15 protein-coding genes and 1 pseudogene are annotated in these 17,352 nt (G+C 44.3%); all 16 read right to left on the bottom strand.

Annotated elements, in window-relative coordinates:
* On the bottom strand, positions 1–1,350 hold the full coding sequence (locus HXT57_RS00950) for an FHA domain-containing protein (protein WP_116773827.1): 1,350 nt from the start codon (positions 1,348–1,350) through the stop codon (positions 1–3).
* A 553-nt stretch (positions 1,351–1,903) separates the two neighbouring features.
* Positions 1,904–2,077 (bottom strand): annotated as a pseudogene (locus HXT57_RS00945) (peptidase); the annotation flags it as partial.
* A 150-nt stretch (positions 2,078–2,227) separates the two neighbouring features.
* Entirely contained in the window at positions 2,228–2,608 is a 381-nt protein-coding gene (gene rplL, locus HXT57_RS00940; protein ID WP_004105575.1) for a 50S ribosomal protein L7/L12, read from the bottom strand.
* A gap of 97 nt (positions 2,609–2,705) precedes the next feature.
* Positions 2,706–3,227, bottom strand: a complete 522-nt coding sequence (gene rplJ / locus HXT57_RS00935) for a 50S ribosomal protein L10 (RefSeq protein WP_004109752.1) — start codon at positions 3,225–3,227, stop codon at positions 2,706–2,708.
* Positions 3,228–3,616: 389 nt separating this feature from the next.
* Complete coding sequence (locus tag HXT57_RS00930; RefSeq protein WP_076002611.1) at positions 3,617–5,011, bottom strand: NCS2 family permease; 1,395 nt, start codon at positions 5,009–5,011, stop codon at positions 3,617–3,619.
* A gap of 253 nt (positions 5,012–5,264) precedes the next feature.
* On the bottom strand, positions 5,265–6,044 hold the full coding sequence (pstB, locus tag HXT57_RS00925; protein ID WP_004109757.1) for a phosphate ABC transporter ATP-binding protein PstB: 780 nt from the start codon (positions 6,042–6,044) through the stop codon (positions 5,265–5,267).
* 88 nt (positions 6,045–6,132) lie between these two features.
* Positions 6,133–7,170, bottom strand: coding sequence for a phosphate ABC transporter permease PstA (gene pstA, locus HXT57_RS00920; RefSeq protein ID WP_004109758.1), 1,038 nt, complete (start codon positions 7,168–7,170; stop codon positions 6,133–6,135).
* A complete protein-coding gene (gene pstC, locus HXT57_RS00915; protein ID WP_421783762.1) occupies positions 7,171–8,118 on the bottom strand; it encodes a phosphate ABC transporter permease subunit PstC in 948 nt (315 codons plus the stop codon). It abuts the gene before it with no gap.
* 106 nt (positions 8,119–8,224) lie between these two features.
* Positions 8,225–9,451: a phosphate ABC transporter substrate-binding protein PstS gene (gene pstS / locus HXT57_RS00910; protein ID WP_004109760.1), complete on the bottom strand. Its 1,227-nt coding sequence runs from the start codon at positions 9,449–9,451 to the stop codon at positions 8,225–8,227.
* Between the two features lie 206 nt (positions 9,452–9,657).
* Positions 9,658–10,368: a 5'-methylthioadenosine/S-adenosylhomocysteine nucleosidase gene (mtnN, locus tag HXT57_RS00905; RefSeq protein WP_415697934.1), complete on the bottom strand. Its 711-nt coding sequence runs from the start codon at positions 10,366–10,368 to the stop codon at positions 9,658–9,660.
* Positions 10,361–10,867 carry a hypothetical protein gene (locus tag HXT57_RS00900; RefSeq protein ID WP_415697933.1) on the bottom strand — a complete coding sequence of 169 codons (507 nt, stop codon included), beginning with the start codon at positions 10,865–10,867 and terminating at the stop codon, positions 10,361–10,363. The genes mtnN and HXT57_RS00900 overlap by 8 nt, the downstream gene beginning before the upstream one ends.
* A gap of 113 nt (positions 10,868–10,980) precedes the next feature.
* Complete coding sequence (locus tag HXT57_RS00895; RefSeq protein WP_064621722.1) at positions 10,981–12,162, bottom strand: 3-deoxy-7-phosphoheptulonate synthase; 1,182 nt, start codon at positions 12,160–12,162, stop codon at positions 10,981–10,983.
* Between the two features lie 271 nt (positions 12,163–12,433).
* A complete protein-coding gene (locus HXT57_RS00890; protein WP_103013784.1) occupies positions 12,434–13,768 on the bottom strand; it encodes a C1 family peptidase in 1,335 nt (444 codons plus the stop codon).
* A 111-nt stretch (positions 13,769–13,879) separates the two neighbouring features.
* Positions 13,880–15,304 carry a cell division protein gene (locus HXT57_RS00885; protein WP_033888563.1) on the bottom strand — a complete coding sequence of 475 codons (1,425 nt, stop codon included), beginning with the start codon at positions 15,302–15,304 and terminating at the stop codon, positions 13,880–13,882.
* 176 nt (positions 15,305–15,480) lie between these two features.
* Positions 15,481–16,446 carry a polyphenol oxidase family protein gene (locus HXT57_RS00880; protein WP_116431943.1) on the bottom strand — a complete coding sequence of 322 codons (966 nt, stop codon included), beginning with the start codon at positions 16,444–16,446 and terminating at the stop codon, positions 15,481–15,483.
* 14 nt (positions 16,447–16,460) lie between these two features.
* On the bottom strand, positions 16,461–17,324 hold the full coding sequence (locus HXT57_RS00875; protein WP_076002605.1) for an aldo/keto reductase: 864 nt from the start codon (positions 17,322–17,324) through the stop codon (positions 16,461–16,463).
* Positions 17,325–17,352 lie beyond the last annotated feature (28 nt).

Raw genomic sequence — 17,352 nt, 5'->3', positions numbered from 1 at the left:
TTACTGTTCAATAGCTTTGCGATATGCACTATAACCGCTGTTTCTAGCTAGTGCAGCATCTACTTCAGAATTACCTTGAGCTGCGAGCCACGCGTATAAGTCATCATATAACCCAGTGTTTGCAGCCAAAAACGGAAGCAACTGCGAATATTGCGCCATCTCAAATTGCTTTGAAAAATCACTACTTTCTTCAGCTTCTTTTGACGTAAATCCGCCGGCTTCCACTACATTTTCTTGAGAGTCAAATTCGCCTTTTGATACTTTTTCAAATACGGAGCCTGGCTCAAATGCAGGTGTGTACTCCGCATCAGAATTGTTAATATCGAGATTATTAGAGTCGAGATTTGTAGTACCGAGATTCGTAGAGCCAAAACTGTTAATATCGAGATTATTAGAACCTGTATTTGCACCATTAAAAGCTGAAGTATTGGCAATATTTTCAGCAAAAGTTTCAGTTGAATTTAATGGAGATACTGGAAATTCTTGAGAACTTTCGTTTTGCAATACATTTGTTTCCGGATTAACTGGCGTAACCGGAGAAGCTTGAGCAACCGGAGAAACCTGAGCAACTGAATCAGCTTGATCAACTGCAGAAACCGAAGAAATCACAGAATCTTGTTGCGAAGGTTCTTCTTTAGTTGAACTTTCTTGCTGAATCGCTTGCGCATCTGCAAATAAATTACGCGGCTCTACAGGAGCCTCCTGCTGTTCTCGCATAACAGGCAAAGTTACATCATGATTGATTGGAGCAACATCTGTTTGCGAATCATCATTGAGCTGAGTATGATTCTGCATGCCTTGTTTCCAAGACAATCCAGGATGCGAAACTGATTGAGCATGGAAAACACCTGTTGGCTCACCAGCGCGCAAATCAAGAATTTGATCTACTGATAAATCTGAAGCTGCAGGCTCATCATGCGATTCATCTGTAGCATAAGAGAACAGATTACGCACTGCGTTATCTTTTTCAACTTCAGCAGATTCTTCTTCTACACGCACAAAATCAACAGGAACATCACCGAATTGCATGCGCATTAAGTTATCTGGAAGCTGAAAATCAACATCAGGCTCTAGACGCAGCAAATCACCATTTGCGCTGACTAAATATGTACCGTTAGTTGAATGCAAATCTCGTATTGTTGCCACGCCTCGCATGTCTACAATTAGCAGCGCATGCCTCTTTGACATAGAACGTTTATTATCCACTATGTCGACGCGCGCGAAACCATCTTCACGCAACGGGCGTATAGGCTTTCGACCAATCTCTACAGACTGACCTGCACCCACACGTGCCTGCTCGACACCACCAACTGTAATCATCCAGCGCTGCACGGTTTGTCGCTCACTCACGTGATCTGCTCCCTTCAAAAAACACACTACTGACTATTGTGTCATGCTTTGTGTATATTGCGCTAGTATTTGTTGATTTTAAGCATAAAAATATCACATATTCATATTTGAAGATTTTACAAGAAAATTTATAAGGAATTTTACTAGAACTTTTGCAAAGAATTTTATTTGCAATAATTTTTAAAATCTTTATGCAAATGGAAATAACAAAAGGCTCGGAAGAAACTTCCGAGCCTCGAAACTTGCGATATTACCAACCGTCCCTAGCGGAAAGCAACAACGCAAAGTGCTCAGCATTAATCGGTTAACGAAGCCTGAATCAATAGTAAAAAAGGAAATTTGGCAAACCATATCAACAAGCAAACGCAAACCAATTAATTGCTGTATAAAACTAAAAGATCTACACAGCGTGCAGAGCACAAAATTTTTTACAAAAGCACTTAGTCTAGCGCACCTTTCAGCACACTAGACTAAGTAATTCACAGTAAAACCGATTCAACGATCAACCAGTAAGCTAAAGCACAAATGATTCATCGCTGAATCAGATTTCAGCTTAGTGACGGATCTTGCGAAGAGCAGCACCCATGCCAGCAAGCACAGAAGCAGCAACAGCAGCCAAAGCTACAGCAGCACCGGTCTTAGCCAATGGAGCAGCCTTCTTCTCGGAAGACTTCTTAGCTTCAGACTTCTTATCAGACTTCTTTGCGGCAGCCTTGTCATCAACCTTCGCATAACACGCGCGGCAGAAACTTTACGCGCAAGTAAAGAAAAGGTCGCAGCGCAACAAAAAAGGCGGCAGGAATAATCCTACCGCCTAATTTTCACTATACACGCACGCATAAAACTGCGTTACGCGCAAAGCAACAAAAAGTTAGAACTACTTAAGTTCAACGGAAGCGCCAGCCTCTTCGAGGGCAGCCTTAGCCTTCTCAGCGTCTTCCTTCTTAGCCTTCTCGAGAACAGCCTTTGGAGCGCCGTCCACGAGAGCCTTAGCTTCAGCCAAGCCAAGGCTGGTCAAAGCACGCACAGCCTTGATGACTGCAATCTTCTTATCGCCAGCAGCGGTGAGAACGACGTCAAACTCGTCCTTCTCTTCCTCAGCAGCACCAGCAGCAGCTGGAGCAGCGGCAACAGCGGCTACAGGAGCAGCAGCTTCGACATCAAACTTATCTTCGAATGCCTTGACGAACTCAGAGAGCTCAACGAGGGTCATTTCACCGAAAGCTTCAAGAAGCTCTTCGTTAGTGAGCTTAGCCATAATTGGCTTCCTTTCTTACTTGGCCGGGCATACCTTATGCCTTACGACCATAACATTTTTACATTTGGTTGGTCTCATGCAGCAAGCTGCAAGGGAATCAAGCGGCCTTTTCCTGCTTCTCGCGCAAAGCGTCGATTGTACGAACTGCCTTGGTTGGCAATGCGTTGAACAGGTAAGCGGCCTTGGACATGGTGCCCTTGAGCGCGCCGGCCATTTCGGAAAGCAACTGTGGGCGCGACTTCAAGTCGGCGAGCTGCTTTGCACCTTCGGCATCGTAAACGGTTCCATCTGCGAAACCGCCCTTAATGACGAGGGCTTTATTCTCTTTGGCAAAATCACGCAAGGTCTTAGCAGCCTCAATGAAATCACCCTTAACGAAGGTGACTGCAGTTGGACCGGCGAGAAGCTCGTCGAGACCTTCAATGCCCGCTTCCTTAGCAGCAATACGAGCAAGCGTGTTCTTAGCCACAGAGTAGGAAGTATCGCGGCCTAGCTTTTCGCGCAGAGTAGAAATCTGCGGAACGGTAAGCCCGCGGTACTCGGTGAGGTAGATAGCGTCTGCATTACGGAAAAGTTTCGTAAGCTCGGCAACTACCGCTTCCTTTTCGGGCCTCTTCATGGCGTTCCTTCCTAAATTGGCCGTAGGTGAAAGAAATGCATCAAGCGTAATAAACAGGGCAATAAAAAAGCCCTGCGCACTGGCAGAGCAACATAAGAAACACTAAAATGTGCTTAAATTTTCGACTCATAACGAAATTCGCTATAAATCATCGCTCAACCTGTGCTGGCCTGACACATCAATTTCAGGAATTTTTAATTCCGCCAACGGTCTGTGGTTTACGTTGGGTAAGTCTAATACGCCGTTAGGACAATGTCAAGAGAAATACTATAGAAATAAAAAAGAGGGCATGTAATTTACATACCCTCGAATTTTTTAATTTTTACTTTTATATTTTATGTTTCACAAGTTCACTACTTGCAAAATGCGCCTTACATTAAATGCACATTTTACAGCACTGCATTAGCAACGAAATCAAGCAAGAACAGCAAGGAAACAATCCAAAGCATTGGATGAACTTCCTTAGCACGCTTCTTGCAAGTCATAACTAAGCAGTACATGATGAAGCCTGCAGCGATGCCGTAAGAAATGGAGTAAGAGAACGCCATAAATACGGCAGCAAAGAATGCAGGAATTGCTTCGGAAATATCGTCCCAAGCAATTTCCTTCAAGGAGCTTGCCATCATGCAACCAACAACAACAAGCACGCCTGCAGTTGCTGCAGCAGGAACTGCAGAAGCAAAAGGCGCAAGAACAATAGAAAGCGCGAAGCAAATAGATACAACTACGGAAGTCAAACCAGTGCGACCACCGGCACCAATACCAGCAGCAGATTCTACATAAGTAGTGGTGTTAGAAGTACCGCAAATTGCGCCAACAGAAGTAGCAATAGAATCAGCAAACAATGCGCGATCCATCTTGGAGCTAAATCCGGAGCCGTTTTCAAGAGCCTTTTCGTCAGTCTCAGAGAAGATACCTGTACGACGGCCAGTACCAATAAAGGTGCCGAGAGTGTCAAAAGTATCCGACATTGAGAATGCGAAAATAGTTACCAACACAAGCGGCAAACGAGCAGGATCAGCAAACAAAGATGCAAAACCCTTATCGCTAAAAATAGCACCGAAAGTAGTTGGAAGCTGAGCAAAAGCATCAGTAACAGACACTGCATTGTTCAAAGAAGTCAATCCCAAAGGAATACCAATTAAAGAAGTTGCAATAATTGTAATAAGCAAGCTTGCGCGAACTTTAAGAACTGTAAGAACAATAGCAAAAAGAAGTCCAATAAGGAATAACCAAAGCACAGGGTTATTCATAACAGCAAGACCTGGAATAGCAGCAGTTGGTTTACTCTTTGCAGCGGCGGCAGGATCCTTGGAAGTAAAAGTAATCAAGCCAACACTCATCATGCCCACATAGGCCACAAATAAACCAATGCCACCGCCGATTGCTTGTTGAAGCGAAGTCGGGATGGCACGAATAATCATTTTACGAATTTTAGTAACGGTAATAATAATGTTAATTAAACCGCACAAGAACACCATGCACATGGCCTCTTGCCAAGTAAAATGCAGGCCGAAGCAAACTGTGTAAGTAAAGAATGCGTTAAGACCCATGCCAGCAGCCTGTGCGTAAGGTACGTTAGCAAACAAGCCCATAACAAGGGTACCAATGATTGCTGCGATGATTGTAGCGAGGAAAACGCCACCTTTAGGCATGCCAGTTTGGCTTAAAATCATTGGATTTACGACGATAATATACGACATTGCGAAGAATGTAGTGAGACCTGCAGTGATCTCCGTTGATACATTCGTGCCGTTTTCTTTGAGATGGAAGAACTTTTCCATATACTCTCTGTTCCTTGGTTTACAAGCGCAAAAGACCAGAAAAGCGCGGCGAAAGCACTTGAGCAATCGCGTACGCAATTACATTTGGGCATTCACGCAGAGGTTACTGCGACTCGTCGAATGAACGAAAGCATCACAAAATCTCACATAAAATTATGAAAATTGCGAAACCTTTGAACAACCGAACAGCTCTGACCTTACGCGCACGTGCTGACCAAGGAAATACACCGAAATCAAAGAAGTATATAACAACTCAGCCAAAACGACCGGAAATATAACGCTCAGCTTCAGCGTTGCGCGGATTGTTGAACATAGTAGTTGTGTCTGCAAAGTATTCCAAATGCCCCGGCTGACCTACAGCTTTCAAATTAAAGAATGCCGTGTAATCCGCAACACGCGCAGCCTGCTGCATGTTGTGAGTCACAATCACAATCGTGTAGTCACGCTTAAGCTCATTAATCAAATCTTCTACAGCCAATGTAGAAATAGGGTCAAGAGCTGAGCAAGGCTCATCCATAAGTAAAACTTGCGGATGCACAGCCACAGCCCTAGCAATGCAAAGTCGCTGCTGCTGACCGCCAGAAAGACCAATACCCGGCTTATCTAAGCGATCCTTAACTTCATTCCACAAGTTCGCGCCTCGTAAAGCCCACTCAACTAAATCGTCAGCATCACTCTTAGCAATTTTGCGATTATTCAAACGAACTCCAGCGAGCACGTTTTCTCGAATAGACATTGTTGGGAAAGGATTTGGACGCTGGAAAACCATGCCAACATCGCGGCGGACAGCCACAGGATCCACGTCTTTACCGTATAAATCGCGGCCTTCAAGAAGCACTTGACCTTCTACTCGCGCGCCAGGAGTGATTTCGTGCATGCGGTCTAAAGTGCGCAAAACTGTTGATTTTCCGCATCCGGAAGGTCCGATAAAAGCCGTCACTTTATTTGGCTCAATATTAATATTTACATCTTCTACAGCAAGAAAATCACCATAGTAAATATTTAAGTGCTTCACATCAATTCGCTGACCCATTTTATGCTCACTTTCTAAAAATTTAATTCGCTTTGCTTTGTTTTATTTTGCTTTGCTTTAACTCACTTTATTTAAGATTTACTTCGCTTTATTTCGTCTTTACAGAAAACACTCGAGCCACAACTCGCCCCAAAATATTTAGCAACAACACCAACACAATAAGCGTTAAAGCTGCAGCCCACGAGCGCTCCATCGGAATTGACGTTACACAAGAAGCCGGCGCATTAGCTGGACAATTCGCAGAAAGTTTGGAATATTCTTGGTAAACGTACACCGGCAAAGTCGTCATTTGCCCATCAAATAAATTGAGATTCGTGGAAGCAATAAAGCCTGAAGCCATAAGAAGTGGCGCAGTTTCGCCAATAACGCGCGCAACCGCAAGAATACAGCCAGACACAATTCCCGGAAGAGCAGTGCGCAAAACGATTTTTGTAATTGTGCGCTGCTGAGTAACTCCCAAAGCAAGAGACGCCTCGCGCAAATCGTTAGGCACGATTTTTAGCATTTCTTGAGAAGACTTCACAACTGTTGGAATCATAAGAAGTGAAAGAGCCACAGATCCTTCAAAACCATTGATTGTGCCAGGACCAGCAAGAAGAGCAAACATAGAAAATGCAAACAATCCAGCAACAATAGACGGAATACCACTCATAACGTCAACAAGCAGATTAATTATGCGCGAAATTTTGTTTCCGCGAGCATACTCAACCAAATAAACAGCACACATTAAACCAATCGGAATTGAAATAACCATAGCTCCTAGCGTTATTTCAAGAGTTCCAATAATCGCGTGCAAAATTCCGCCGTAACCGCCAGTTCCAGTAGCATTTCCGCCCACAACGTAAGTCATGTTATGAGTGAGAAAATCAAAATTTAAACGCTTAATACCATTGATAATGGTTGTTAAAAGCAAAGAAATAAGCGGAATAAGTGCCACAACAAAAGACAAGAAAATCAGCACGCGCATAAGCATGTCTTTACGTTTGCGCGCAGCTATGTGTGAGCGAGTTGGGCGGAATTTGTTGAAGTCAATAACCGGAGCCGCAGAATTTTCTGCGCGATTTTCTACGCAATTTTCTGCGAAGACTTCAGCACCTTCGTTAGATTTATTAATTTGATGCTCCATTTATGCGCCCGCCTTTCCGGTAATTTTGCGAGCAATAAAGTTGACTGCAAAAGAAATAACGAACAAAACTAAGCCGGTTGCAATAAGCGCACTTACACCAAGTCCGTTCGCTTCCGGATACTGCGCTGCAATATTTGCTGCAATAGTTTGATTTTGAGAAGCCTTGAAAATATTGATACCAAAAGTAAATCCAGGAGACAAAATCATCAAAACTGCCATCGTTTCACCCAAAGCACGACCCAGCCCAAGCATAGAAGCCGACACAATACCAGACTTTGCAAACGGCAGAACCGCTAATCTAATCATCTCCCACTTTGTAGCGCCAAGCGCGAGCGCACCTTCTTGCTGCAAACGCGGAGCCTGCTGGAAAATATCGCGAGCCATAGAAGTAATAATCGGTAAAATCATCACAGCCAAAACTAATGCAACCGTAGCAGCAGAACGAGAAGGATTAGCCGCCGGACCAGAAAATAGCGGAATCCAGCCAAAAAGTTTAGAAACCCAATCCCAGAAAGGATACATAGCTGGAACCAAAACCAATCCGCCCCATAAACCATAGATTACGGACGGAATCGCAGCAAGCAAATCAATTACTCCACTCAAAAGCGGAACAATTTTTTTAGGCGCATAATACGAAATAAACAGAGCAATACCAATTGCCACAAAAAATGCGAACAGCAGCGCGAGCGCAGACATAAGCACTGTGCCAAAAATAAGCGGAGCCACATAGCTTATAAAATCATGCGCTTTACCACCAGTAAAATCAGCAAACACATGACTTACTTGATTGTGATTTCCACTTAATAACGGCAAAGCACGAAACAGCAGAAATACTGCAACTGCTGTAAGAACAAGCAAAATTAGCATGCCACAGCCTGCAGCCACGCCTTTAAAAAGACGGTCTGCAAGATGAGTGCCAACATAATTTTTGCTATTGCTCTCAGAAATTTGAGCAGTTTCGTTTGCACTATTCGCAACTGCTTTCGCATTTTTCGTAGAACTCAATCATTCTCCTTTATAACCGATACGTTCATAATATCAGTTTGTAAAGTTTTTACTTTCCTGTTTTAACAGACTTAATCGATGCGTTAATTTTGCTTACCAAATTTTGTGGAAGTGGAGCCGTTCCAGCAGCAGAAGAAGCAGCATTCTGCCCTTCCACGCTAGTTACGTAGCTAAGCCAAGACTTCACAAATCGAGCAGTTCCAGCATCTTTATAAACCGGGCAAGCAATATCGTAAGAAACTAACACAATTGGATAAGCACCCTTAGATTGCGTATTGTGATTAATTTTCATAACAACACGATTAGGATATTTTGCAGAAGCGTCTGCGTCAATTTCAGAATCAGCTAAAGTTTGCGAAGCAGCTTCCGGAGAAATCTCATTGTAAGTATCCCCCACCTTCACTGCAACAGTACCGAGCTTACCGACCTGTGAAAAATCAGCGTAACCAATCGCACCATTTGCCATGCGAATAGTAGATACAACGCCCGAAGTGCCCTTTGCACCTTGACCGACACTATTTGGCCAGTTTTCAGAAAGATCATATTTCCAATCGTCCGGAGCAGAGTCTTTCACATAGCTTAAGAAATTCTGCGTTGTACCGGACTTATCGGAGCGGTGAACAACAGTAATCGGGGTGTCTGGAAGCTTTAGCTTAGGATTCTGCTTCTTGATATCGTCATCATTCCAGCGCGTAATTTTTCCGTCGAAAATTTTAGCAATCGTCGAAGCGTCCAAATTAATATGCTTGCCAGCATCCGAAACACCTTTAAGGTTGAAAATAATCGCAATTGGTGAAACATACACGGGCACATCGAAAGCCGTAGTTCCATGAGCACAAACCGACTTAGACTTTTCAACTTCGTCATTACTCAACGCTTTGTCTGAACCAGCCCAAGCCGTGGCACCAGTCATAAAAGTGGTAACGCCAGCACCAGAACCAGTAGGATTGTAAGCAATTTTTGCACCCGGATTTTTAGATTGGAATCCTGCAATCCACGCTTCCATTGCAACCTGCTGGGAAGAAGCACCCGAGCCTTGGAAATTGCCGGAGATCTTAGTGTTTTGCGAACCTGACGCATTGGAATTATCAGCAGGAACATTGTCTCCGCAAGCAGCGCAGGTTGCACACAAGCCGAAAGTTAGCGCCGCCGCAGCAATACTGCGGAACTTAAGTGCGCTTTTAGTCGTATTAAATTTATTCATATTTGACTTATTCATATCGTTACGCATATTCTTCTTTCCTTTCGCGAAGAATTGCCTTGCGCCCCACCACATTTTCGCGTTCCTATAGCCGTATTGCGAATTGGGCGCATTTTCTTAATTAATCCCTATCTTTTTTTATTAACGCAACCATCGTAAACAGGTGGGTAAAACCTCACCGGCAAAAATAAAGTGGGTACCAAAAATGGCGGTATTTGGCGCTATATTTAACGCGACTTAAGCAAAATGAAGGTCGGCGACCACATCAGCGTGTCGAAATGCTACAAATTGCGAAGAATATTTACCGTAATTTTTGCAGCAGTGTCCGCATACTCGGAAATATCAAAAGTGTGAAAATCCTCGTATTTTGTATCCGCATTATCGCTCATTGCGCGCACAACAAGTGCAGGAACGTCGTTACGAGCAGCCACATGCAAGACTGCTGCGCCTTCCATTTCCACAGCATCCGCTTGAGTAGCTGCAATTACCTCCGCTACTTTTTCTGGCGAATCAACAAAATATCCGCCAGATGCAATAGTGCCAGCAATATGCGTGATTTTCATATCGGTAAGCACTTTGCTAGCTACTTTAAGAAGATAATCATCCGAATGAAACTCGCTTGCAAACGGCTTCCATTGACCGATTAAGCGCATATCGGTATCGAGATATTTTACAGTTTTTCCAAGAACAACATCGTTCGTATGCAAATTTTTATTAAGATTTCCTGCAATACCAGAAAAAATTACGACTTGAGGGTTATATGCGTCAATAAGATATTGCACAGTTGCAGCAGCATTAACCAGACCCATTCCGCCAACAGTAGCCGCGACTTCGATTTTACTGCCATTCGCCGAGTCAAGAGTGCCGCAAGATACATCAAGACTTGCAGAGTGATCGTGAGTCACGTTTTCAAGCGCACTGGCAATATGCGCAACTTCTTCCTCTAAAGCACCAACAACAGCGACTTTCGTAATTTTCTCAGTACTAGACATTAGCAGAATCATCCTTTTTTACTTCGCTACTTACGCATTTATCGTTATTCTTAACCAAAAACACGCATACTAAAGTCATAATAACAAAAGTCAAAGTCGCAATTTTCAGCAATGCTCCGCACGTAAAATCAAACCAAGGATTCACAACAGGAACATTGAAAAACGCAATAATTTGATTCTGCAGGGCAAGAAAAGCGAAAAATCCGGCTATAAGCAATACACAAACTAAAGTGCCAACAATGCGACGCCATCCGTTAGCAAAAACAAGCAAAGCAATTCCAGTTACAAACGGCATAAAAACGCTAAACCACAATGCAGAAAACGTAACAAGCGTATAACCAGCACTATGCGTGCCACGATACCATGCAAAAGCCAACAAAATAACACCAGTTGCAATCAAAGCTAACAATATATAACGCACCACCGGTAGTGCTTTACACATAAAACCTTTATTCGCATTATTCCCATTATTCGCTTTATTCAAGTCTTCGTTATACATTTCAACACACTCCCTTGTACGCAAAATATAATGCAAAAATAGGCGGCAAATACAGTAAGGAACATAAGCCAAGTAGAAATTAATTGAGATTATCTTACTACAATCTCTAAGCTCTAAGCTCTACGGCGAGTTGCTACAGATTTATCTAAAATTCTTAGCAAATTGGCAGTATCTTCCCAAGAAATACAACGATCCGTAATAGACTTCCCATATTCAAGTTCGCTAAGAGGAGCAGGATCCTGATTACCACCCTGTAAGAAGCTCTCCATCATCACGCCCTTAATACCCTGCTCACCCGCAGCCAAACGATCCGCAATCTCACGCACAACCTCAATCTGGCGACGCTCATCCTTGCCAGAATTACCATGCGAGCAATCCACAACAACACCATGCGAAGCCATGCAACCAGTACCCAAACGCAAACGAATTGAAGCCACAGCAGAAGCAACCGACGCAGCATCATAATTCGGCCCCTTACTAGATCCGCGCAAAACCACGTGACAATCAGGGTTGCCAAGAGTCTGCACAGCACAAGCGCGACCAAGATGATCAATACCAAAGAACGTATGATGCTGGCTCGCAGCTAAGCAGCCATTTACAGCCGCAGAAACAGAACCATCCGTAGCATTCTTAAAACCAACCGGCATAGAAAGACCACTAGCAAGCTGACGATGAATCTGAGACTCAGTATTACGCGCACCAATCGCACCCCAGCTCACAGCATCCGCAATAAACTGAGGGCTGGTCGGCTCCAAAAATTCAGTAGCAGCAGCCAAACCAGCATCCAACACGCCGAGCAAAGTCTTACGCGCAAGCAACAAACCCTTATGAATATCATGCGTTCCGTCAATATCCGGGTCGTTAATCAAACCCTTCCAGCCAAGAGCTGTGCGCGGCTTTTCAAAATACACGCGCATAACAATAAGAAGCTCATCTTCAAGCTCCGAACGCAACTTAGCTAAACGACTCGCATAATCAAGAGCAGCCTTAGGATCATGCACAGAACACGGGCCAACAATAACCAACAAGCGATCATCTTCGCCATTCAAACAGCTACGAATCTCATCGCGCGACTCAGCAACAATATCCTGCGCATACGGCGACAATGGCAACTCACCAAGCACCTGAGCAGGAGTTGGCAAAGGCTCCAGCTCAAGCACGCGGCGGTTTATTATGCGATCCACACCAACCTGGTCTTCCCAGCGCTGAAACTTCGCGGAATTAAGAGGGTTACGCCCCTCCTCAACTTCCTTCTTTACCGCGCGAGAAGTACGCTGCTCAGCTGTAGAAGCCATTTGTCACCATCCTATAAAAACTGTGCTTGGTGTGATCGGTGGGTGCGAGGAGAGAATCAACCTAACTTGGTGGGGTCGGTGTACGCATCTTGAAATAAAGATGCGTGCACCGCCGAGCTTGCGTTGAAAGCACAACCACATTTGATGTGGTCGGTGCTTGCATCTTGAATAAAGATGCAAGCACCGCCGAGCTCACGCGAAAAGCACACTGTGCTTTTCGCAATAGTGAGCGCGGCGCTTTGGCTTAGCTTAAGCGCCCAATGCGCTTAAGCTAAGCCAAAGCGCCCATTGGATCCCACGCCGGTAATACGATTGCTGGTTCTTCTAGGGCTTTGCGATATTCTTCCGGAAGCAGATTCTTCGGCACTGCAACTTCGTACACATACTCGGTAAACCAGTCGTCACTCATCGTAAAGTAACCCTTATCTGCAATATCAGTGCCCCAAGAGTTCTCTACGCGCCAACGGCGAGTAGTCGTACCATCATCAGCAACATCCACACCAGCAAAAGCCATAGCGTGATTCATCGCAGAATCAGCAAAACGCACACGCGCTTCCTTATCCAAATCAAAATCAACGCCATAAACGCGACCATACTCGAACAAATCAGTAGCCCAAGCGCCATTCTCGCGATCCATCATAGGATGGCAATCGGCACCAAACCACACTGGAATGCCCTTCTCAACCAAAATCTTACGCACGCAATCCTTCATAAACTGGTTTGGCACGTTCAAATATTCGGTTGCGTCTCCGCCAGCAACATTACCCAAATGCTCAATAGCAATCTTCTTGCCCTTAGGATGTTCAGCTCGAGGATCGTCAACCAAGCACACATAATCCTCAAGACCAGCATTCACGTACTTCTTCCAAAACTCAACTGGCGTAATCTCACCATCGCGATGGAACTTGCCGTCGCTATCAGTCCACTCCCAATCGAAGCTCTTAGGTGGCTCACCCAAGTGAATTGTCAAAATCCTGTGACCTGCAGCAGTAGCATCCGCAATAATCGCATCAATTTCAGTGGCATTCGCATACATATGAGCAACAGCAGTATGCAAAAGCGCACGCAACTGCGTATTCATAGCACCAGTATTCTTAGAAGAAGCAGTTTCTGGGAACAAATCCTTAGGAACAGCACCATACTTCTTGTAAACATTCATAGCCATGGTCCACTGGCCGCCATCGCCCATAACGTCATGCAACAAATGCTGAATCAAACGAGAATCTGAAGGCTCACCTGCACGCACCAAAGCAGCAACATCCTTCAAGAAGTAGTTAATTCGCTCAAGCTTGTCGTAGTACATCGCATAGTTTTGAGAAAACTCAAATTCCTTCAATCCAAGGGATTTCTTCGCAATGAAACGAGCCACGTTCAACGAACTAAACAGCCAGCAACGGCCAGAACGATCCTGATGTGTTGCATCTCCGTTATCAACAATGGTAGAAAAACGACGCTGCAATAAGCGCGCACGATCATAATTACGCGCGACTTTATCAATACCAGCAGCAGTCACACCATTCATAGCTAAACGGTTTAAAGGATTTGCGTCAAAATCCTCACGCAAACCTTGTAATTTTTCATCAGTTAGAGCAGTGATTTCAGTCACAATGCTACCTTTCCTGTTAATTATCAATATTTATTTCAAATATTTATTCAAATACCAGCACATTCTAGCGTACGATGTTTAAGCCAATCTACAAATTTTACAATATTTTCTTTATTGATTATCTGTGTCTTGGTCTTCTTGAGACTCGTTAGCTTCTTCAGATTCAGCCAACGCAGCTTGAACATCTCGCTGAGCCTGCTTCGCATCTGCAGAAGATTGAGCATCCGACGAATCCTCATTATCGTCAGAAGCTTGCGCAACTTGTTGGTTTTGTTGAGCATCCCCAAAATCAAATCCAGAGAAAGCATTCGCAAACAGCGAACGCAATTCCGTAACGCGCTGCGTAATAGTTGCCTCACGATGCTGCAATTGGGTTAATCGAGTCGTCATGCCATCAAGCTCTTGCTGCGCTGCAGCTCTACGCTCTTCAACCTGAGCAGTTGCTTCCTGCATAGCTTTGCGCACAATATCAGCAGCCTGACTATCCGCAGCCTGATGCGTTTGCGCTGCATATTCGTCAGCTTCTTGATGAACAGTTTTTGCGCGAGCAACCAAAGCATCTGCTTCTTCCTGAGCTGCTCTTTCTTTCTCTTTCAAACCAGAAAGCAAGGCATTGACTTTCTTTGTAGCTTCCTCCTGTTGAGCAGCAATATCTGCTCGAATCTGCTCAACTTCTGCACTAACTTGGCTTAACGTACGCGTGCGTTCAACTTGAGCATCATCTGCAATTTCTTGAGCTTTAGCAGCAGCAGCATCCGTAATTTCGCCAGCTTTGCGCTGTGCGTCAGCCATCATCTTCGAAGCGTGTTCGCGCATATCAGCAAGCTTTTTATTTGCTTCTGCAAGAGCAGATTCAATCTGATCGTTTGTTTCAGCTTTAGCACGTGCAATCTCTTCGTTTGCAGCCGCACGCTGCTCAGCAATTTTTTGCGCAGCTTCCGACTTAAGTTGCGAAATGCTGCTTTCTTGCTGAGCGCGCTCAGAAGCCATGCGCTTCGTATGTTCTTCTTGAGTGTTTTGTAAAGCTAATTCTGCAGCGTCTTTTTGAGCTTGCACATCTTTAGCAGTAGTATCGCGCAAACGTGCAGAATCTTCTTGTGCAGCTTGCATAAGTTGTGTCGACTTTTGCGTGGCATTGGAAAGCATTGTGTCTGCTTTAGTTTGTGCTTCTTGCATTAAATGTGCAGCATCCAGTTTTGCATTGTTCAGCAAAGTTCCAGCTTGTGCTTGTGCATTCTTTTTAATTGATGCAGCATCTTGCTTAGCGCGCTCAAGCAATTGAGAACTAGTCTGCTCTGCAGATGCCAGCAATTGTTGCGCATTTGCACCTAAGGATGCAAAAGTATTTCCGCTTTTTGCACGTTTTACATTATTTTTTTCTTCTTGCAATTGCGCTTGTAATTGCAAAATTGATTCATCGCTTGAACGCACTTGTTCACGCAGACGAGAAATAGTACGCTCATAGTTTGCAAATGCTTCATTTACCTTGTCTTTATCGTACCCACGCAACGCGGTTGGAAATAAATCAGCCACCATAATATTCCTTTCACAAGCCCCCACACAGCTGCACAAAACGCTGTGCTACACCATCAGAATCAACGCTATCACTTACAAGCAAAAAACACTCGTGTGTTGCGCACGTTTTTGCTAAGCTCACACAACTGCACTTACTACCTAGCTCAAATACAGTAATGTTTATATAGCATATGCGATTATTTGTCGCGAATTACTAAAGCAAGAAGTCTACCTTCATGCGATTTTCCAGCTAAACTAGCACGTCGATGAGAATACCATAGCGGATTTTCCAAAGTGCACATTGGGTTTTGCAAATTTTGCAAACGTTCCGGCAAAGACTCGCCTTCCCCATCTACTTCGCAAATCGCGCGCAATTCCTCATCTTCCTGCAAATATTGCGTAGCTGCAGTAACTCTTGGCAAAGCGTCAACAATATTCGCAACTCCTGCGAGCGCTAAATCAATGCGTGCAGCTTCAGCAATATCAATACCAATTCCACCGAAACGCGTTTTTGTTACAGTTTGCGGATAACGTTTTTCAAAATCGCGCGCAATACTCTCACCAACTTCGTAGCAATCTCCACAAATACACGGACCGAGCACTGCTTCTATACGAGAACGCTCAGCTCCCTTTTCGCACATTGCTTCGATGACAGCATCAAGCACTCCAGCCATCAATCCTTTTCGTCCACAATGCGCTGCAGCGATTACTCCAGCTTCGTCGTCCGCAAGTAAAACTGGCAAACAATCTGCAGCAAACATTCCTAATGCAAGCGAGCACGCAGTTGAAACTTGCGCATCTGCTTCAATTCTCAATTGCGAATCCGCAAAACCTGTTGCATCAAAGCCGTAAGAAGTATTCCATGAATCTACTACACTATCTGCGTCAAATACTTCTCTGCTATGAACTTGAGCAACAAGCGACAAGTCAGCTTGCAAAGCTTTTTGTAAAGCTGCGCGATTGCTTGCTACAGCCTCCTCACTATCTCCTGCGCGTCCGCCTAAATTAAGTGAAGCAAATAAGCCTTCAGAAATTCCACCCAATCTAGTAGTAAAAACTGCATGAGTGCGAGACCCTAACGGCACTGGAATGGTTACAGGAATTGGCGTACCGTCCTCATCTTCGTGCGGCAATGGCATACCAGTTACGCTTGTTTCTTGCATTTTATTGTTTTCTTTCAGCCTAAATAAGCCAATTCTTCATTGCTTAATTGCAAATCAGAAGCTTTCAAACTATCTAAAATTGTAGCTGGTCTGTGAGCTCCAGGAATGACAAATATGTGATCGCCTTTAGCGAGCTCCCAAGCCAAAACTACTTGCTGATAACTTACGTTATGATCTTCAGCAACTTTGCGGAATGGATCGAAAAGATGCTCGTCATAAGGATGACGGAATCCACCTAATGGACTCCAGCAAACAAAAGCAATTCCAAGCTTTTCGCAATATTGCAACGTATCTTCATTCTCTAAATGAACTGGAGAATATTGATTTTGTACTGCTACTAGCTTTTCTCCTAAAATGTTGCGCGCAATATCGATTTGCTCCACAGAAGCGTTAGAAATACCGATTTCTCGAGCCACACCTTCATCAAGCAACTCTTGCATTGCTTCAATAGACTCATTGTATGGAACTTCTGGATCTGGCCTGTGGAAGTAAAGCAAGTCAATAGTGTCAACGCCTAGAGCCATTGCAGACTCTTTGGCATGCGCAATCAAATGCTCTGGCTTACCATCCTTACCCCACGTTGGTCGCCCGTCAGTAAAGTTACGGAAGTGACCGACTTTAGTAGCAACCAAAATAGAAGATTTGTCGCCTTTCCAGCTTTCTAAAGCCTCACGAACAAGCTTTTCGCCAGTTTGTTCTTCACCACCAGAGCAGTAATATGCCCAAGCTGTGTCAATATGCGTACAACCTGCATCAAGAGCTGCGTGAATTGTTTCAATTCCCATATCGTGACCAAGATTGTTTTCTATTGTCAATGGCATTTCGCCAAAACCAATAGCGGTTGTATCAAACGAACCTAATGCGCGATGCATAACCATATTTCACCCCTATTTTGTAAGTTTTATA

The sequence above is a fragment of the Gardnerella sp. KA00771 genome (genome assembly GCF_049244045.1).
In the GTDB taxonomy this organism is placed as follows: Bacteria; Actinomycetota; Actinomycetes; order Actinomycetales; family Bifidobacteriaceae; genus Bifidobacterium; species Bifidobacterium swidsinskii.
This window is presented reverse-complemented; position numbering and strand designations above follow the sequence as displayed.